Below are 13828 nucleotides of genomic sequence, written 5' to 3'. Positions count from 1 at the left end.
CCCAGTATGGAATCGCAACGAAGTATTCTCATTATTGCACTCGCGTTTGTCAGTTTTTTACTCTGGCAACAATGGAACGACGACTACGGTCCTAAGCCCATTGAACCGATTGCACAAGACACCACGCCCGTAGCAGCAGGCGTTCCTTCAGCAGCCTCATCAATACCTGCAGCAGGTAATGAAGATGTGCCGCTGGCGCTCAGCGAGGATGTACCTTCGGTGCAAGCTGAAGCAAGTGCTTCTCAAAGCACCATTACCGTGTCTACCGACACACTCGATGTCACTATTAATTTGGTAGGCGGCGATGTTGTAGAAGCAGATTTGCTGAAGTTCCCGGTTACTCAGGGTTCAAGTGAACCATACAGCCTGCTTCGTCCGTCAAAAGATTTGTACGTAGCGCAAAGTGGATTGGTTGGACGCGATGGACCAGATGGCAATGCATCAGGCCGACCGTTATATCAGGCTCAGGCGTCACATTACAGTCTGGAAGGCGATACACTTGCCGTCCCTTTAACCTGGTCAAGCAGCAGTGGCATCAGCATCACAAAAACCTTTACGTTTTATCGTGATCGCAATGACGTAACGGTTGAATACACCATTACAAACAATTCGGGTCAAACTGCGCAATTCGAACAATATGCCCAGCTTAAACAAACTACCGCAGAGCAAAAAGGCGGCAATATGTTTATGCCAACCTACCGCGGTGCGGCATATTCAACCCAGGATGACCGCTATAATAAATATGCCTTCGACGATATTGAAGATGAAGCGTTGCGCCAAACCACAGTAGGTGGTTGGGTAGGTATGCTGGAGCACTACTTTGTTTCTGCATGGGTTCCGCCTCAGGACGAAACCAATACCTTGTACAGTCGTATGGTGAATGGTCAGTACGCCATTATTGGATACAAAGGTGAATCTGCCAGTGTGGAATCAGGTCAGGTACTAACGTTAAGCAGTATTTTGTATATGGGTCCAAAAGATCAGGATTCCCTTGCAGAATTGGCGCGTGGGCTGGACCTAACCGTAGATTACGGCCCACTTTGGATGATTTCAAAGTACCTGTTTAAATTGCTTCAGGTATTACATGAACTGGTTGGTAACTGGGGTGTTGCGATTATCCTGATCACCATTATTGTGAAAGGTGCTATGTACTGGCTCACCAAGAAACAATATGAGTCTATGGCAAAGATGCGTAACCTCGCGCCGAAAATGCAGCAGTTGAAAGACCGCTTTGGCGATGATCGTCAAAAAATGTCTCAGGCCATGATGGAGCTATACCGCAAAGAAAAAGTCAACCCGATGGGTGGCTGCTTCCCACTGCTATTACAAATGCCTATTTTCCTGGCATTGTATTGGGTACTACTGGAAAGCGTGGAATTACGCCATGCAGGCTTTATTCTGTGGATCACCGACTTGTCGGTAATGGACCCCTATTTCGTGTTGCCAGTATTAACCGGCGCAAGTATGTGGATGCTGCAAAAACTGCAACCCACCACCATGACCGACCCAATGCAGCAGAAAATCATGCAATGGATGCCAGTAATGATGAGTATTTTCTTCATTTGGTTCCCGGCCGGTTTGGTACTGTACTGGTTTATCAGTAACGTGATTACCCTGGTACAAGCGAAAATGATCTATGCTTCAATGGAAAAGCGCGGTATCAGCAAATAATTACCAGCGCGCCATAATTTACGGTATCTGATTGAATATCAGTTACAATTAACAAGCCCGCCATTGCGGGCTTTGTTTACTATAAGGAATCTCCTATGCCATCGTTTGATATTGTGTCCGAAATCAATATGGAAGAAATAAGAAACGCCACTGAAAACGCCAATCGCGAATTATCAACGCGCTTTGATTTTCGGGGCATTGAGGCAGAATTCGAGTATAAAGACAAACAGGTTACCATGCATGCGCAGGCAGAATTTCAGCTACAGCAAATGGAATCCATGTTCCGAAATGCTTGTTCAAAACGCGGTGTGGATACCAGCGTAATAGACTGTAAACCATTTACCCAAACAGGTAAAAACTGCCGCCAAATCATTACCTTTAAAGAAGGCATTGAGCAACAGGTAGCCAAGCAAATTGTTAAACTAATCAAAGACGCTAAAGTAAAAGTACAAACAGCAATTCAAGGCGACCAACTACGGGTAACCGGTAAAAAACGCGACGATCTACAGGAAGCCATTGCCCTGGTAAAAGGTGCGAATCTGGGACAACCATTTCAGTTTAATAACTTCCGCGACTAATCAATTATGCAAATATCCCACACCGACACAATTGTTGCCCAGGCTACGCCGCCAGGCCGTGGCGGCGTGGGTATAATTCGCGTTTCCGGTCCCAAGGCCCTCGATGTAGCCAGGACATTGTTACATGTGGAATTAACCCCTCGGGTTGCCACTTATACGGGTTTCTACGATGCCAGTAACGACGTAATAGATCAGGGTATAGCTCTGTATTTTAAAGCGCCAAACTCTTTTACTGGCGAAGATGTAGTAGAGTTTCAGGGGCACGGTGGTCCAGTGATCATGGACATGCTGCTGGAAGCCATTTTACAGGTAAAAAACATTAGACTGGCCAGGCCGGGTGAGTTCAGTGAACAGGCCTTCCTGAATGACAAGCTTGACTTAGCTCAGGCCGAAGCGATTGCTGATTTAATTGACGCCAGTTCCAAACAAGCTGCTCGGAGTGCCGTTCGTTCGTTACAAGGTGACTTTTCAAAACACATTCACGCACTGTCTGAAGCCATTATTCACCTGAGAATGTACGTTGAAGCGGCGATAGATTTCCCCGACGAAGAAATCGATTTTCTGTCTGACGGCAAAGTAAGCCAGGATCTCACTCACATTATTAACGATGTGAATACTATCCGCGAGCAGGCCAAGCAAGGCACGCTGCTGCGAGAAGGCATGCAAGTTGTGATTGCAGGTCGTCCAAACGCAGGTAAATCCAGTCTGCTAAATGCGCTGGCTGGCAAAGAAAGCGCCATTGTTACCGACATTGCAGGTACTACCCGTGACGTTTTAAAAGAGCACATCAATGTGAATGGCATGCCATTGCATGTTATCGATACCGCAGGTTTGCGCGACAGCCCGGACAAGGTTGAGCAAATCGGTATCGCACGCGCGTGGGAGGCCATCAACAATGCCGATCGTGTACTGTTTGTTGTAGACAGTACTACGTCATCGGAGATTGACCCTTACCAAATTTGGCCTGAATTTATGCAGCGCCTGCCACAGGGTATGCCTGTTACCGTGGTCCGCAATAAAGCTGATATTTCCGGCGATAGTGTCACCTTACAACAGGCAGATACCCCACACGGTTCATTTAGTGTTATTTCGCTGTCGGCCAATACCGGGCAAGGCGTAGAATTACTGCGCGATCATTTGTCGCAAAGTATGGGCCTGAATACCACTACCGAAGGACAGTTTATTGCCCGCCGCCGACATATTGATGCAATCGACAAAACCCTCGAGCATTTGCAAACCGGTGAACAACAGCTGCTCGATAACCTGGCCGGCGAGTTGCTAGCAGAAGAATTGCGCCTGGCTCACCAGCACTTAAGTGAAATTACCGGAGAATTTAGCTCCGACGACCTGCTCGGCCGCATATTCTCGTCGTTTTGTATCGGTAAATAATCGCTCATTCGCAATGCCCGCTAAACAAAATAGCGGGCTATTGGTATACTCCCGCCTTAATTTAAGACGACAAACTTGTTCATCAGGAGCGTTATGGATCGTCATTTTACCCTGCTGGTTGGTTCCGTACTGGGTGCCAGTGAATATGTTGCTGATGCAATTGCCAATGCAATTCGTGAGCGCGGTAACAAAGTCAATGTGTTACTTGAACCCGATATCAATGATATCGACGAAGATTCTACCTGGATTATCTGCACATCAACTCACGGCGCAGGTGATTTACCAGAAAATATTCAACCCTTTGCCAAACAACTTGAAGGTGAAGATCTGTCAGACGTGGAAGCCTTTATCATTGGCCTGGGCGACAGCAGTTACGATACGTTTTGTTACGGCGCCATGACGATGGAAAAACTGCTAAAGAAAGCCAGCGCAAAGGTAATGGCTGAACCGTTACTGATCGATGTACTACACCACCCTATTCCCGAAGATAAAGCCGTTGAATGGTTTGAACCCATTTTGGATACCCTCGACTGATGTACACCCAGGCTGAGATCAATGCACTTACTTCGCCGCTGTCGAATGACGCGCGTGTTCTGTATTGTCTTGGCTTGCGTCCAAGTGTAAACACGCACACCCTGGTGTGCGCCCCACTCCAGTATAAGTCTCTACTGTCACTGGTTAATGGCAATGCCGAGAGCGGCCCCTACACGCGAGGCCGCGACATCAATCAACTGATCGAGCAACTGCTTCACGCCGGTCTGGTAACTTTGCCAGAATCAGTATCGTTGGATTCATCACTCAATGGTGAACGCATTTTACTTCCTTTGGTTCAGGAACAACCTGAATACGCTGCGCTGCATCAGCACAGACAGGCTATGCATCCGAACTGGCAACCCCACGTTACCGTATTTAATGAACTTGCTGGCTTAATTGGATTAATTGATACCCATTTCGAACAGGAAGATACGGGCGAATTCGTAGCTTACTGGCTGGGCAGACCCGAAACTGTACTCAGCACTTATCAGTGGACTCAAAAGTTCGTACATGCGCTCAAAACCCGTCGCACTGCCAAAGGCTACCAGGCAGTGAAAAAAGTGGGTAATCAGATTGTGAAAGTTGAGGCAGGCATTGAAGCCGACGATAATGCGCGTAAACTGGTAGCCAAATATGCCAATAAATCTAACAACCGTTGATCACTATGGATTCATTTAAAGACCGATTAAATTCACTCGCCAAAGCACTGGGTAAGCCCGTGCCCAATGAATCTGAATACATTGATTACAAAACCCTGCGCAAAGATTACGAAGCCAAAGCCAATCAGGAAATTGCGCAACTACAGCAACAGAGTAAGCGTCAGCGCATAGAAGCACTGCATGGCAGGTCGGATTTAAATCCGCGCTGGACCTTTAACAATCTGATTGAAGACAGTGATGATGTAATTGAAGCGGTGAGTATTGCACAATCGTTTATTGCCGCCCACGAAGACCGGGCCTGGCGCGAAGCCGGATCTCACATGATGATATTTTACGGTGATTACGGTCGCGGAAAATCTCATATAGCCGGCGCTATTGCCCATCAGTTGATCGAACAGTTTGAAATCACCGTGCTGTATCGCCAGCTATCCAGTTTACTGGAAATGCGTTATGCGGCCTATGATTTTGGAGCACAGGACAATATCGGTCAGAAATTCCGTGAAGCTAATCAGGAACTACTCGACGTAGATATGCTCATTCTTGACGAGGTCTGTGTTAACGAAACGGTATTAAAGAAAAACGCACAAAGCTGGCTGGGCAATCTGCTAAGACAACGTCTGGTAAACAAGAAGAACTGCATCCTGATCACCAACCATTCGTTGGGCGATTTAGAGCACGCATTGGGCCGCTATTGCTTCGAATCGATCAAAGAGTACGATACCTATAAGGTAAAGTTTTCAGGCCCAAGCCGTCGACAGGGTTTAACGCTGGAAGAAGACGAATTAAGTACAAAACAGCAATACCAGCCAAACCAGGTACGCTAATTCCAAATAGCCCATAGAAGCAATTTTTGTGGGCTGCATTACCCATCATCTCTGTTATATGGCCCAGTTAAAAATCACCTCATTTGACGAAATCTGCCCTAAATCTTTGTAGAAGCAAACATTAGTAACCACTTCACCTTCTGCTCACCCGCAAAACAGCTCGACGTTAAATACCAGAGAATTGTGGTTATTCATTACATAATTAAACAACCGCAGATTTTTACTCAATTTATCTTTTCTCATTGGCTCGATACCGAGAAACTTGCCGTAGCAGGCTTCTATTTACCTGATATTGTTTGACTGAGTCACCAGGTTCTTTTCACCTTCCAGTGGAGAACTTTTCACTAAAGCAGCAATACAGTACGCAAAAATTCGACTGTCAATCAAAACGCAGACATTGTATACCGGTTCGACATGATCGGATTAAGACGTTTTCCGTGAAATGTTCACATCATTTTAAGTGAGAAAAGTCGTTGGTATAAAAATAAAGGGCAAATGTTTTGCGATTTTGGTGTGGTAAAGATTATTTCACTCTCCTTTTTACAACGGATCCATTACGCAGATCTGAATAACTCTTTTCCACACTCAGATCGCGCTGTATACCGCGTAAATCCGTTATTGTTACGATCCGATCACGGATCTACTCAACAACTTATCCCCAGCTAGATCAGAGGTAGATCACTGCTGTGTATAACCTCTGCAGACTAGCTGTGTAAAAGCTTTGATCTCATTTTTGATAAGATCTGAGAGGATTCTCAATGTGGATAAAACAGCCCCTTATACACAGGATCACACTATACTTGTGATCGGGGTAATTCAGATCTTATTGATCGCGTAAGATCATGTAATAACATAGGAAAACACGGTTATACACAGATCTGGGCTTGCTATATAAATATAAATATAAAAGATCTATACAGATCCTTTTTAATATATTGCCGATCGCCGTATTGCATATCGCTGATAAAATGAAGAAAATTTAACCGTTTTCTTTATGCATTATCTCAGCTAAAATACGCGCCCTTTTTTCCCACGCTATGTTACGTAATTAGTGAGGTTACAATGTTTTATCAGCAAGATTATGATGTCATTGTTGTTGGTGGTGGTCATGCAGGCACTGAAGCCGCACTGGCAGCTGCACGCATGGGCGTTAATACCTTATTGCTTACACATAACGTAGAAACCATCGGTCAGATGTCGTGTAACCCTGCGATTGGCGGGATCGGTAAAGGCCATTTGGTTAAAGAGATCGACGCATTAGGTGGGGCAATGGCCCTGGCGATCGATCAAGGTGGGATCCAATTTCGCACACTAAACTCCAGTAAAGGCCCTGCAGTACGCGCTACCCGCGCTCAGGCTGACCGCACCTTGTATCGTCAGGCGATCCGCAAAATGGTGGAGAACCAGCCAAATCTGACGCTGTTTCAACAAAGTTGCGATGATCTGATCGTAGAAAACGATCGCGTATGCGGCGTGGTTACGCAAATGGGTTTGAAATTCCGGGCTAAAACCGTTGTGTTAACGGTTGGTACGTTCCTGGGCGGAACAATTCATATCGGCTTGCAAAATTACAAAGGCGGTCGCGCCGGTGATCCGCCGTCCATTGCGCTTGCTGAACGTTTACGTGCATTGCCATTTCGTGTCGATCGCTTAAAAACCGGTACACCAGCGAGACTCGATATCCGTTCACTGGACTTCAGTGTAATGCAACCACAGCCGGGTGATGATCCTGCGCCGGTGTTTTCGTTCATGGGCAACCGCGACATGCATCCTCGCCAGATCCCGTGTTACATCACCCATACCAATGAACAAACGCATGAGATCATTCGCGGCGGTCTAGATCGCTCGCCTATGTATACCGGGGTGATTGAAGGCATTGGACCACGCTATTGTCCAAGTATCGAAGATAAAATTAATCGTTTCGCTGATAAATCTTCGCACCAGATATTTGTTGAACCAGAAGGTCTCAACAGTGTTGAGGTATATCCCAATGGTATTTCAACCAGCTTACCTTTCGATGTGCAAATGGCATTGGTTCGTTCGATTAAAGGATTTGAAAACGCGCATATCATTCGTCCTGGCTACGCCATTGAATATGATTTCTTTGATCCGCGTGACCTCAAGCAAACTCTGGAAACCAAATACATCCAGGGGTTGTTTTTCGCTGGTCAAATCAATGGTACTACCGGCTACGAAGAAGCAGGTGCGCAAGGCTTAATTGCTGGTGCCAACGCCGCGCTGCAGGTACAGAACAAAGATCCAATGATCTTGCGTCGCGATCAGGCTTACATGGGCGTACTGATTGACGATCTGGCCACTATGGGAACCAAAGAACCCTACCGCATGTTTACCAGTCGTGCTGAATACCGCTTGTTACTGCGCGAAGATAACGCTGATATGCGTTTAACCGCAATAGGCCGCGAAGCCGGCTTGGTGGATGATGCGCGATGGGCTGCGTTTAATGCCAAGGTGGAAGCAGTTGAGCAGGAACAGCAACGTTTACGAGGCCAGTGGATTCATCCTGAACATGCTGCAGTGCCAGCGTTAAACGCGTTATTGAAAACACCGGTTAGCCGAGAATATTCGCTGGAAGAATTAATTCGCCGTCCAGAAATGACATATAGCGAACTGATGAATATCGAAGGTATTGGTCCTGGACTGGATGATCCCATTGCCGCTGAGCAGGTGGAGATCCAAATTAAGTATGCCGGGTATATTGCCCGTCAGCACGATGAAATTGCGAAAACACAACGCCACGAAAATACCTTACTGCCTGCGGATTTTGACTACAGCAAGATCTCCGGCTTGTCTAACGAGGTTGTGGCCAAGCTGAGTGATGCCCGTCCTGAAACCATTGGTAAAGCGGCACGTATTTCAGGGATCACACCTGCGGCCATCTCGTTGTTGCTGGTATACCTGAAAAAGCACGGTTTGTTACGTAAACACGAAAAGCAGTCGGCATAAATGAGTATTGATCAACACGCACTACAGCAGATCCTGTCTGATGGTTTATCAGCAATGGATCTCACGTTAAACAACGAACAACAGCAACAACTGGTTGATTATGTTTCGCGAATCCACAAGTGGAACAAAGCGTTTAATTTAACGTCAGTGCGCGATCCTGAACAAATGATGGTTAAACACATTCTGGACTCGCTGGCAGTAGCACCGCATATCGACGGCAACAATTTGATTGATGTTGGTACCGGCCCGGGTTTACCGGGGATCCCGCTGGCAATCGTGTATCCCGATAAGCATTTTACCTTACTGGATAGTTTGGGTAAGCGGGTGCGCTTTATGAAGCAATGTGCGTTTGAGATGAAGTTAACTAATATCACGCCAATTCAAAGCCGGGTAGAAGACCACATTCCACAGCAATACTACGATGCAGTGCTGAGCCGAGCATTTGCCTCGCTAAAAGATATGTTGCACTGGTGTCAGCATCTGGTAGATTCAGAAGGTAAGTTTCTGGCGTTAAAAGGCCAGTATCCGGCAGACGAAATTGCAGAGCTGGGCGAACATTTTGCAGTAACACGCTCTGTAAAGCTTACCGTTCCTGGTCTGGAGGGTGAGCGTCACCTGCTAACCGTGCAAAAATCATAACTGGAATTAACCGTGGCTAAAGTCATTGCGATTGCAAATCAAAAAGGTGGTGTGGGTAAAACCACCACAGCGGTGAACGTATCGGCGTCAATGGCAGCAACCAAGCGCAAGGTACTTTTAGTCGATCTGGATCCCCAGGGCAATGCCACAATGGGGAGCGGAGTTGATAAATACGAAGTGGACGCCACCAGTTACGAGTTGTTAATCGAAGATAAACCCATAGAAGAAGTGATTGTTAAGGGAACCACCGGTAAGTACGACCTGATCGCTGCCAATGGTGATGTTACCGCAGCCGAAATCAAGCTGATGGAACAGTTCGCGCGTGAAGTGCGTCTTCGCAATGCGCTGGCGTCGGTGCGGGATTACTACGACTTTATCTTTATTGACTGCCCACCATCGTTGAACCTGCTAACGGTAAATGCGCTTGCCGCAGCCGATTCTATTTTGGTTCCCATGCAGTGCGAGTATTATGCCCTGGAAGGGTTAACCGCCCTGATGGACACCATTCAAAAGCTGGCTTCTGTAGTAAATCCAGCCCTGAAGATAGAAGGCGTGCTCAGAACCATGTATGATCCGCGCAACCGCCTGGCCAATGATGTATCAGAGCAGTTAAAACGTCATTTTGGTGAGCAGGTATATCGAACAGTTATTCCGCGAAACGTTCGATTGGCAGAAGCACCGTCATTTGGTGCACCAGCAATGTACTACGACAAATCGTCTACCGGTGCAAAAGCCTACCTGGCTCTTGCCGGTGAAATACTGAGGCGTCGGGATAAAAACAGCGAAATGCCTGCCAAGGCCAGTTAGTAAACACACACTCAGGCATTGAGGAAATTATGTCAGCAAAAAGAAGAGGACTCGGACGAGGCCTGGACGCATTACTTGCAACCAGTCAGTCAGCATCCCGCCAGGACGAAGAAGCCGGCAACGCGCAAAAAAGCGAACTGCGTAAAATCCCTATCGAATTTTTACAGCGTGGTAAATACCAGCCGCGTAAAGACATGTCGCCTGAAGCCCTCGAAGAGCTTGCTTCGTCTATACGTTCACAAGGGGTTATCCAGCCCATTGTGGTTCGTACTATCAGTGATAACCGCTACGAAATTATTGCCGGTGAACGTCGTTGGCGTGCAGCGCAAATCGCCCAGCTGGACGTAGTGCCCTGTTTAATTAAAGACGTCCCTGATGAAGCTGCTGTTGCCATTGCGTTGATTGAAAACATACAGCGCGAAGATTTAAATGCGATGGAAGAAGCCCAGGCGCTTGAGCGTTTAATGAATGAATTTGAATTAACTCACGCTGAAGTTGCCGACGCAGTAGGTAAATCCCGTACCACTATTACCAACTTGTTACGGTTAAACAATCTTAACGAAGATGTAAAACTGTTAGTTGAGCACGGCGATATTGAGATGGGTCATGCCCGTGCGTTACTTGCACTGGATGGCGAGGCACAATCTGAAGCTGCACAGGTCGTTTCAGGAAAAGGATTAACTGTACGCGATACCGAAAAACTGGTACGCAAATTACTCGAACCCGCCCCAATCAAGCCGGAAAAGAAAGTGGATCCGGACGTACAAAGTTTAATAGTGGAACTTTCTGAAAAAATGGGCGCTCAGGTGTCAATTGATCACAATGCCAAAGGAAAAGGGAAGTTAACCATTAATTTTAACGACCTTGACCAGCTCGACGGCATACTTTCGCGCATTAAGTAATCAAACACCGGTATCGTTAGCCTTGCATCTAAGACAATAGTCTTAGATGCCCTCGACTATATTTCTGATATTGGGCTGGTAAATTTTCAGAATAACCTTCAGAATGCCTTTTACAGTTGAATTTAATCGCCAAAACAGTATACTTCTGACGCTTTTTATTCAGTGATGGCGAGCGGGTTTTGCAAGCAGCTAAAGGTATCGGTACTAAAGGTCAACATTTGGCACTCAAAGTACTACTCTTGCAGAGTTGCGCGGGTATGGTTGCCTCTGGCATTGTTGCCATCCTGATGAGCCTGGACAGCGGCGTCGATGCGCTGGTAGGCGTGGTAGCGAACATAGTACCGGCTGGCATATTTGCCTTTTTTGCATTCAGATTCGCCGGTGCATCCAAGAACGACTTAGTCGTGCGGAGTTTTCGCAAAGGAATAGCACTTAAGTTGTTGTTCACTTTTTTAATATTTACATGGGTATTTAAGCACACAAATGTGCAGGTGTTACCTTTGTTTATCGGCTACATTGTGACGTTAGTCGCGCAATGGCCCGGAATGATTTATTTACATCGCCCGTAAGCAAACAATAAATAATTAATTACAACGCGATGATTGCCTGACCAACTCAACAGACGTTTATTCGTCGGGCAGAGCACAGCATTTTTTAACTTTAGATAATTTGGGAAAAAAAATGGCAGCATCTGGTGGCGAACAAACCATAAGCGGTTACATTCAACACCACTTGACCAATGCTACTGTTGGCGAGGGCTTTATGGCCGTTCACGTCGACACGCTTGCCTGGTCTGTGGGGTTAGGGATTCTCTTCCTTTATCTTTTCCGTAAAGCAGCAAAGTCTATGACAGCTGGTGTACCTGGTAAGTTCCAGGCTGCGGTTGAGATCATCGTTGAGTTTGTGGATAACACAGTAAAAGGCACTTACCACGGTAAGAGCCCACTCATCGCACCATTAGCACTTACCATCTTTGTATGGGTATTGCTGATGAACCTGATGGACTTGGTTCCGGTTGACTTCCTGCCTTGGGCAGCACAGCAGATTGGCGCAGCAATGGGCTATGATCCGCATCACGTATACATGAAAGTGGTACCTACCACCGACGTTAACATGACCTTCGCACTGTCGCTGGGCGTGTTCATTCTGATGATTTTCTACAGTATCAAAATCAAAGGTGTAGGTGGCTTCTTAAAAGAATTGTATGCCCACCCGTTCAATACGCCGTGGTTATACTGGTTTAACTTTGTGTTGGAATTGGTATCACTGTTGGCTAAGCCACTGTCGTTATCACTTCGTCTATTCGGTAACTTGTACGCAGGTGAGCTAATCTTCATCCTGATTGCAGGCACGATGGGTCTGTGGCAGCTACCGCTGCACTTTATCTGGGCGGCATTCCACTTACTGGTTATTCCTTTGCAGGCGTTCATTTTCATGATGTTGACCATCGTGTATCTGAGCTTGGCCAGCGAAGAACATTAATTTTTGATTGACTAACTTTTTAATATTTAACTTCCAAACTTAAAGGTGAAAAAACTATGGAAATTTTAGGTAATCTGTACATTGCAGTTGGTATCCTGATCGGCCTGTGTGCACTTGGTCCTGCGATCGGTTTCGGTCTGTTAGGTGGTAAATTCCTGGAGTCGGCTGCCCGTCAACCAGAATTAGCACCAACACTGCAGGTAAAAATGTTCATCGTAGCAGGTCTGATCGATGCGATCGCGATGATCGGTGTTGCTATTGCCCTGTTCCTACTGTTCGTTGAAAGCGCAAAGTTTGCTGTATAAGCACCGACTAACTTTTATCAACGAATAGAGGGGGAGCGGTTGTGAACATCAACCTTACTCTAATTGGCGAATTAATTGCTTTCATCGTTTTCGTGTGGTTCTGTATGGCGAAAGTCTGGCCACCGATCATGGCAGCAATTGAAGAGCGTCAGAAGAAAATAGCCGATGGGCTGGAAGCTTCTGAGCGCGCCGAAAAAGATTTACAGCTAGCTCAGGCGAAAGCCACCGAGCAGCTGAAAGAAGCGAAAGTACAAGCAGCGGAAATTATCGAGCAGGCCAAAAAGCGCGCCAATCAACTTGTTGATGAGGAAACGCAACGTGGTCATGCTGAGCGCGAGAAAATTATCACGCAAGGTTATGCCGAAATCGAAGCTGAGCGCAATCGTGCCAAAGAGGAACTGCGTAAGCAGGTAGCAGCTCTGGCTGTTGCTGGTGCACAGCAGATCCTTCAACGTGAAATCGACGCCAGCGCGCAAAGCGACATTGTTGAAAAACTTGTCGCCGAGCTTTGAGATAGGAGATGAGCCATGTCTGAATTGACAACCGTAGCTCGTCCTTATGCTAAAGCGGCGTTTGATTTTGCAGTTGAGCATAACGCCATTGCACAATGGCAGGACATGCTGGGCTTTGCCGCAGCGGTAGCGAGCAACGAGACAGTAAGCCAACTGTCTGGTGGTTCAATGGCCGCTGACAAGTTGGCAGAACTGTACATTAATGTTTGTGGCGATTCGCTCGACACACATGGTCAGAACCTGATTAAGGTTCTGGCAGAGAATAAGCGTTTAACCGCCCTGCCAGAGATTTCTGTGCTGTTTAATTTGCTTAAAGCAGAATACGACAAAGAAATCGAAGTGGTTGTAACCGCTGCGTCTGAACTGACCAGTACACAAACCACTAATCTGAGCGCAGCGTTGGAAAAACGTTTGGCACGTAAAGTGAAGCTTATTTGTAACGTGGACCCTGCCCTTGTTGCCGGTATGGTAATTAAAGCCGGTGACACAGTCATCGATGGTTCCGTCAAGTCTAAATTGAACCGTCTCGCAGACGCGTTGCAAGCATAACGGGGATAAGAGC

At 46.7% G+C, this 13828-nt stretch carries 15 protein-coding genes; all 15 read left to right on the top strand.

Going from position 1 to position 13828, the window contains the following annotated elements:
* Positions 1 to 6 precede the first annotated feature (6 nt).
* The 15 genes from yidC (at position 7) to atpH (ending at position 13815) form a co-directional block, all read left to right on the top strand.
* Complete coding sequence (gene yidC / locus FJ444_RS09420; protein WP_140957975.1) at positions 7 to 1671, top strand: membrane protein insertase YidC; 1665 nt, start codon at positions 7 to 9, stop codon at positions 1669 to 1671.
* A gap of 95 nt (positions 1672 to 1766) precedes the next feature.
* Complete coding sequence (locus FJ444_RS09415) at positions 1767 to 2249, top strand: YajQ family cyclic di-GMP-binding protein (protein WP_140957973.1); 483 nt, start codon at positions 1767 to 1769, stop codon at positions 2247 to 2249.
* A gap of 6 nt (positions 2250 to 2255) precedes the next feature.
* Complete coding sequence (gene mnmE / locus FJ444_RS09410) at positions 2256 to 3638, top strand: tRNA uridine-5-carboxymethylaminomethyl(34) synthesis GTPase MnmE (RefSeq protein ID WP_219993885.1); 1383 nt, start codon at positions 2256 to 2258, stop codon at positions 3636 to 3638.
* 93 nt (positions 3639 to 3731) lie between these two features.
* Complete coding sequence (gene mioC, locus FJ444_RS09405) at positions 3732 to 4172, top strand: FMN-binding protein MioC (RefSeq protein WP_140957972.1); 441 nt, start codon at positions 3732 to 3734, stop codon at positions 4170 to 4172.
* Positions 4172 to 4831, top strand: coding sequence for a DnaT-like ssDNA-binding domain-containing protein (locus FJ444_RS09400; RefSeq protein WP_140957971.1), 660 nt, complete (start codon positions 4172 to 4174; stop codon positions 4829 to 4831). Before mioC ends, FJ444_RS09400 begins: the two co-directional genes overlap by 1 nt.
* Before the next feature lie 5 nt (positions 4832 to 4836).
* Positions 4837 to 5655 (top strand): ATP-binding protein, encoded by an 819-nt coding sequence (locus FJ444_RS09395; RefSeq protein ID WP_140957969.1) that lies wholly within the window; start codon positions 4837 to 4839, stop codon positions 5653 to 5655.
* 1062 nt (positions 5656 to 6717) lie between these two features.
* On the top strand, positions 6718 to 8619 hold the full coding sequence (gene mnmG, locus FJ444_RS09390) for a tRNA uridine-5-carboxymethylaminomethyl(34) synthesis enzyme MnmG (RefSeq protein ID WP_140957968.1): 1902 nt from the start codon (positions 6718 to 6720) through the stop codon (positions 8617 to 8619).
* Positions 8620 to 9258: a 16S rRNA (guanine(527)-N(7))-methyltransferase RsmG gene (rsmG, locus tag FJ444_RS09385; RefSeq protein ID WP_140957966.1), complete on the top strand. Its 639-nt coding sequence runs from the start codon at positions 8620 to 8622 to the stop codon at positions 9256 to 9258.
* A 12-nt stretch (positions 9259 to 9270) separates the two neighbouring features.
* A complete protein-coding gene (locus FJ444_RS09380) occupies positions 9271 to 10065 on the top strand; it encodes a ParA family protein (protein ID WP_140957965.1) in 795 nt (264 codons plus the stop codon).
* A 29-nt stretch (positions 10066 to 10094) separates the two neighbouring features.
* Positions 10095 to 10967 carry a ParB/RepB/Spo0J family partition protein gene (locus FJ444_RS09375; protein ID WP_140957959.1) on the top strand — a complete coding sequence of 291 codons (873 nt, stop codon included), beginning with the start codon at positions 10095 to 10097 and terminating at the stop codon, positions 10965 to 10967.
* Between the two features lie 179 nt (positions 10968 to 11146).
* Positions 11147 to 11536, top strand: coding sequence for an ATP synthase subunit I (locus FJ444_RS09370; RefSeq protein ID WP_140957958.1), 390 nt, complete (start codon positions 11147 to 11149; stop codon positions 11534 to 11536).
* A 112-nt stretch (positions 11537 to 11648) separates the two neighbouring features.
* Complete coding sequence (atpB, locus tag FJ444_RS09365; protein WP_140957957.1) at positions 11649 to 12449, top strand: F0F1 ATP synthase subunit A; 801 nt, start codon at positions 11649 to 11651, stop codon at positions 12447 to 12449.
* Positions 12450 to 12505: 56 nt separating this feature from the next.
* Positions 12506 to 12754: a F0F1 ATP synthase subunit C gene (atpE, locus tag FJ444_RS09360; RefSeq protein WP_073318383.1), complete on the top strand. Its 249-nt coding sequence runs from the start codon at positions 12506 to 12508 to the stop codon at positions 12752 to 12754.
* Positions 12755 to 12795: 41 nt separating this feature from the next.
* Complete coding sequence (gene atpF / locus FJ444_RS09355; protein ID WP_140957956.1) at positions 12796 to 13266, top strand: F0F1 ATP synthase subunit B; 471 nt, start codon at positions 12796 to 12798, stop codon at positions 13264 to 13266.
* A 15-nt stretch (positions 13267 to 13281) separates the two neighbouring features.
* Positions 13282 to 13815: a F0F1 ATP synthase subunit delta gene (atpH, locus tag FJ444_RS09350; protein ID WP_140957955.1), complete on the top strand. Its 534-nt coding sequence runs from the start codon at positions 13282 to 13284 to the stop codon at positions 13813 to 13815.
* The last annotated feature ends 13 nt before the right edge of the window (positions 13816 to 13828 follow it).

The sequence above is a fragment of the Aestuariibacter sp. GS-14 genome (assembly GCF_006494365.1).
GTDB classification, from domain to species: domain Bacteria; phylum Pseudomonadota; class Gammaproteobacteria; order Enterobacterales; family Alteromonadaceae; genus Alteromonas; species Alteromonas mangrovi.
This window is presented reverse-complemented; position numbering and strand designations above follow the sequence as displayed.

Coding starts and splice junctions, on each gene's coding strand:
- rsmG (WP_140957966.1), top strand. CDS start 8,620: ATGAGTATTGATCAACACGCACTACAGCAGATCCTGTCTGATGGTTTA.
- mioC (WP_140957972.1), top strand. CDS start 3,732: ATGGATCGTCATTTTACCCTGCTGGTTGGTTCCGTACTGGGTGCCAGT.
- atpE (WP_073318383.1), top strand. CDS start 12,506: ATGGAAATTTTAGGTAATCTGTACATTGCAGTTGGTATCCTGATCGGC.
- FJ444_RS09375 (WP_140957959.1), top strand. CDS start 10,095: ATGTCAGCAAAAAGAAGAGGACTCGGACGAGGCCTGGACGCATTACTT.
- FJ444_RS09415 (WP_140957973.1), top strand. CDS start 1,767: ATGCCATCGTTTGATATTGTGTCCGAAATCAATATGGAAGAAATAAGA.
- yidC (WP_140957975.1), top strand. CDS start 7: ATGGAATCGCAACGAAGTATTCTCATTATTGCACTCGCGTTTGTCAGT.
- atpH (WP_140957955.1), top strand. CDS start 13,282: ATGTCTGAATTGACAACCGTAGCTCGTCCTTATGCTAAAGCGGCGTTT.
- mnmE (WP_219993885.1), top strand. CDS start 2,256: ATGCAAATATCCCACACCGACACAATTGTTGCCCAGGCTACGCCGCCA.
- FJ444_RS09395 (WP_140957969.1), top strand. CDS start 4,837: ATGGATTCATTTAAAGACCGATTAAATTCACTCGCCAAAGCACTGGGT.
- atpB (WP_140957957.1), top strand. CDS start 11,649: ATGGCAGCATCTGGTGGCGAACAAACCATAAGCGGTTACATTCAACAC.
- FJ444_RS09400 (WP_140957971.1), top strand. CDS start 4,172: ATGTACACCCAGGCTGAGATCAATGCACTTACTTCGCCGCTGTCGAAT.
- mnmG (WP_140957968.1), top strand. CDS start 6,718: ATGTTTTATCAGCAAGATTATGATGTCATTGTTGTTGGTGGTGGTCAT.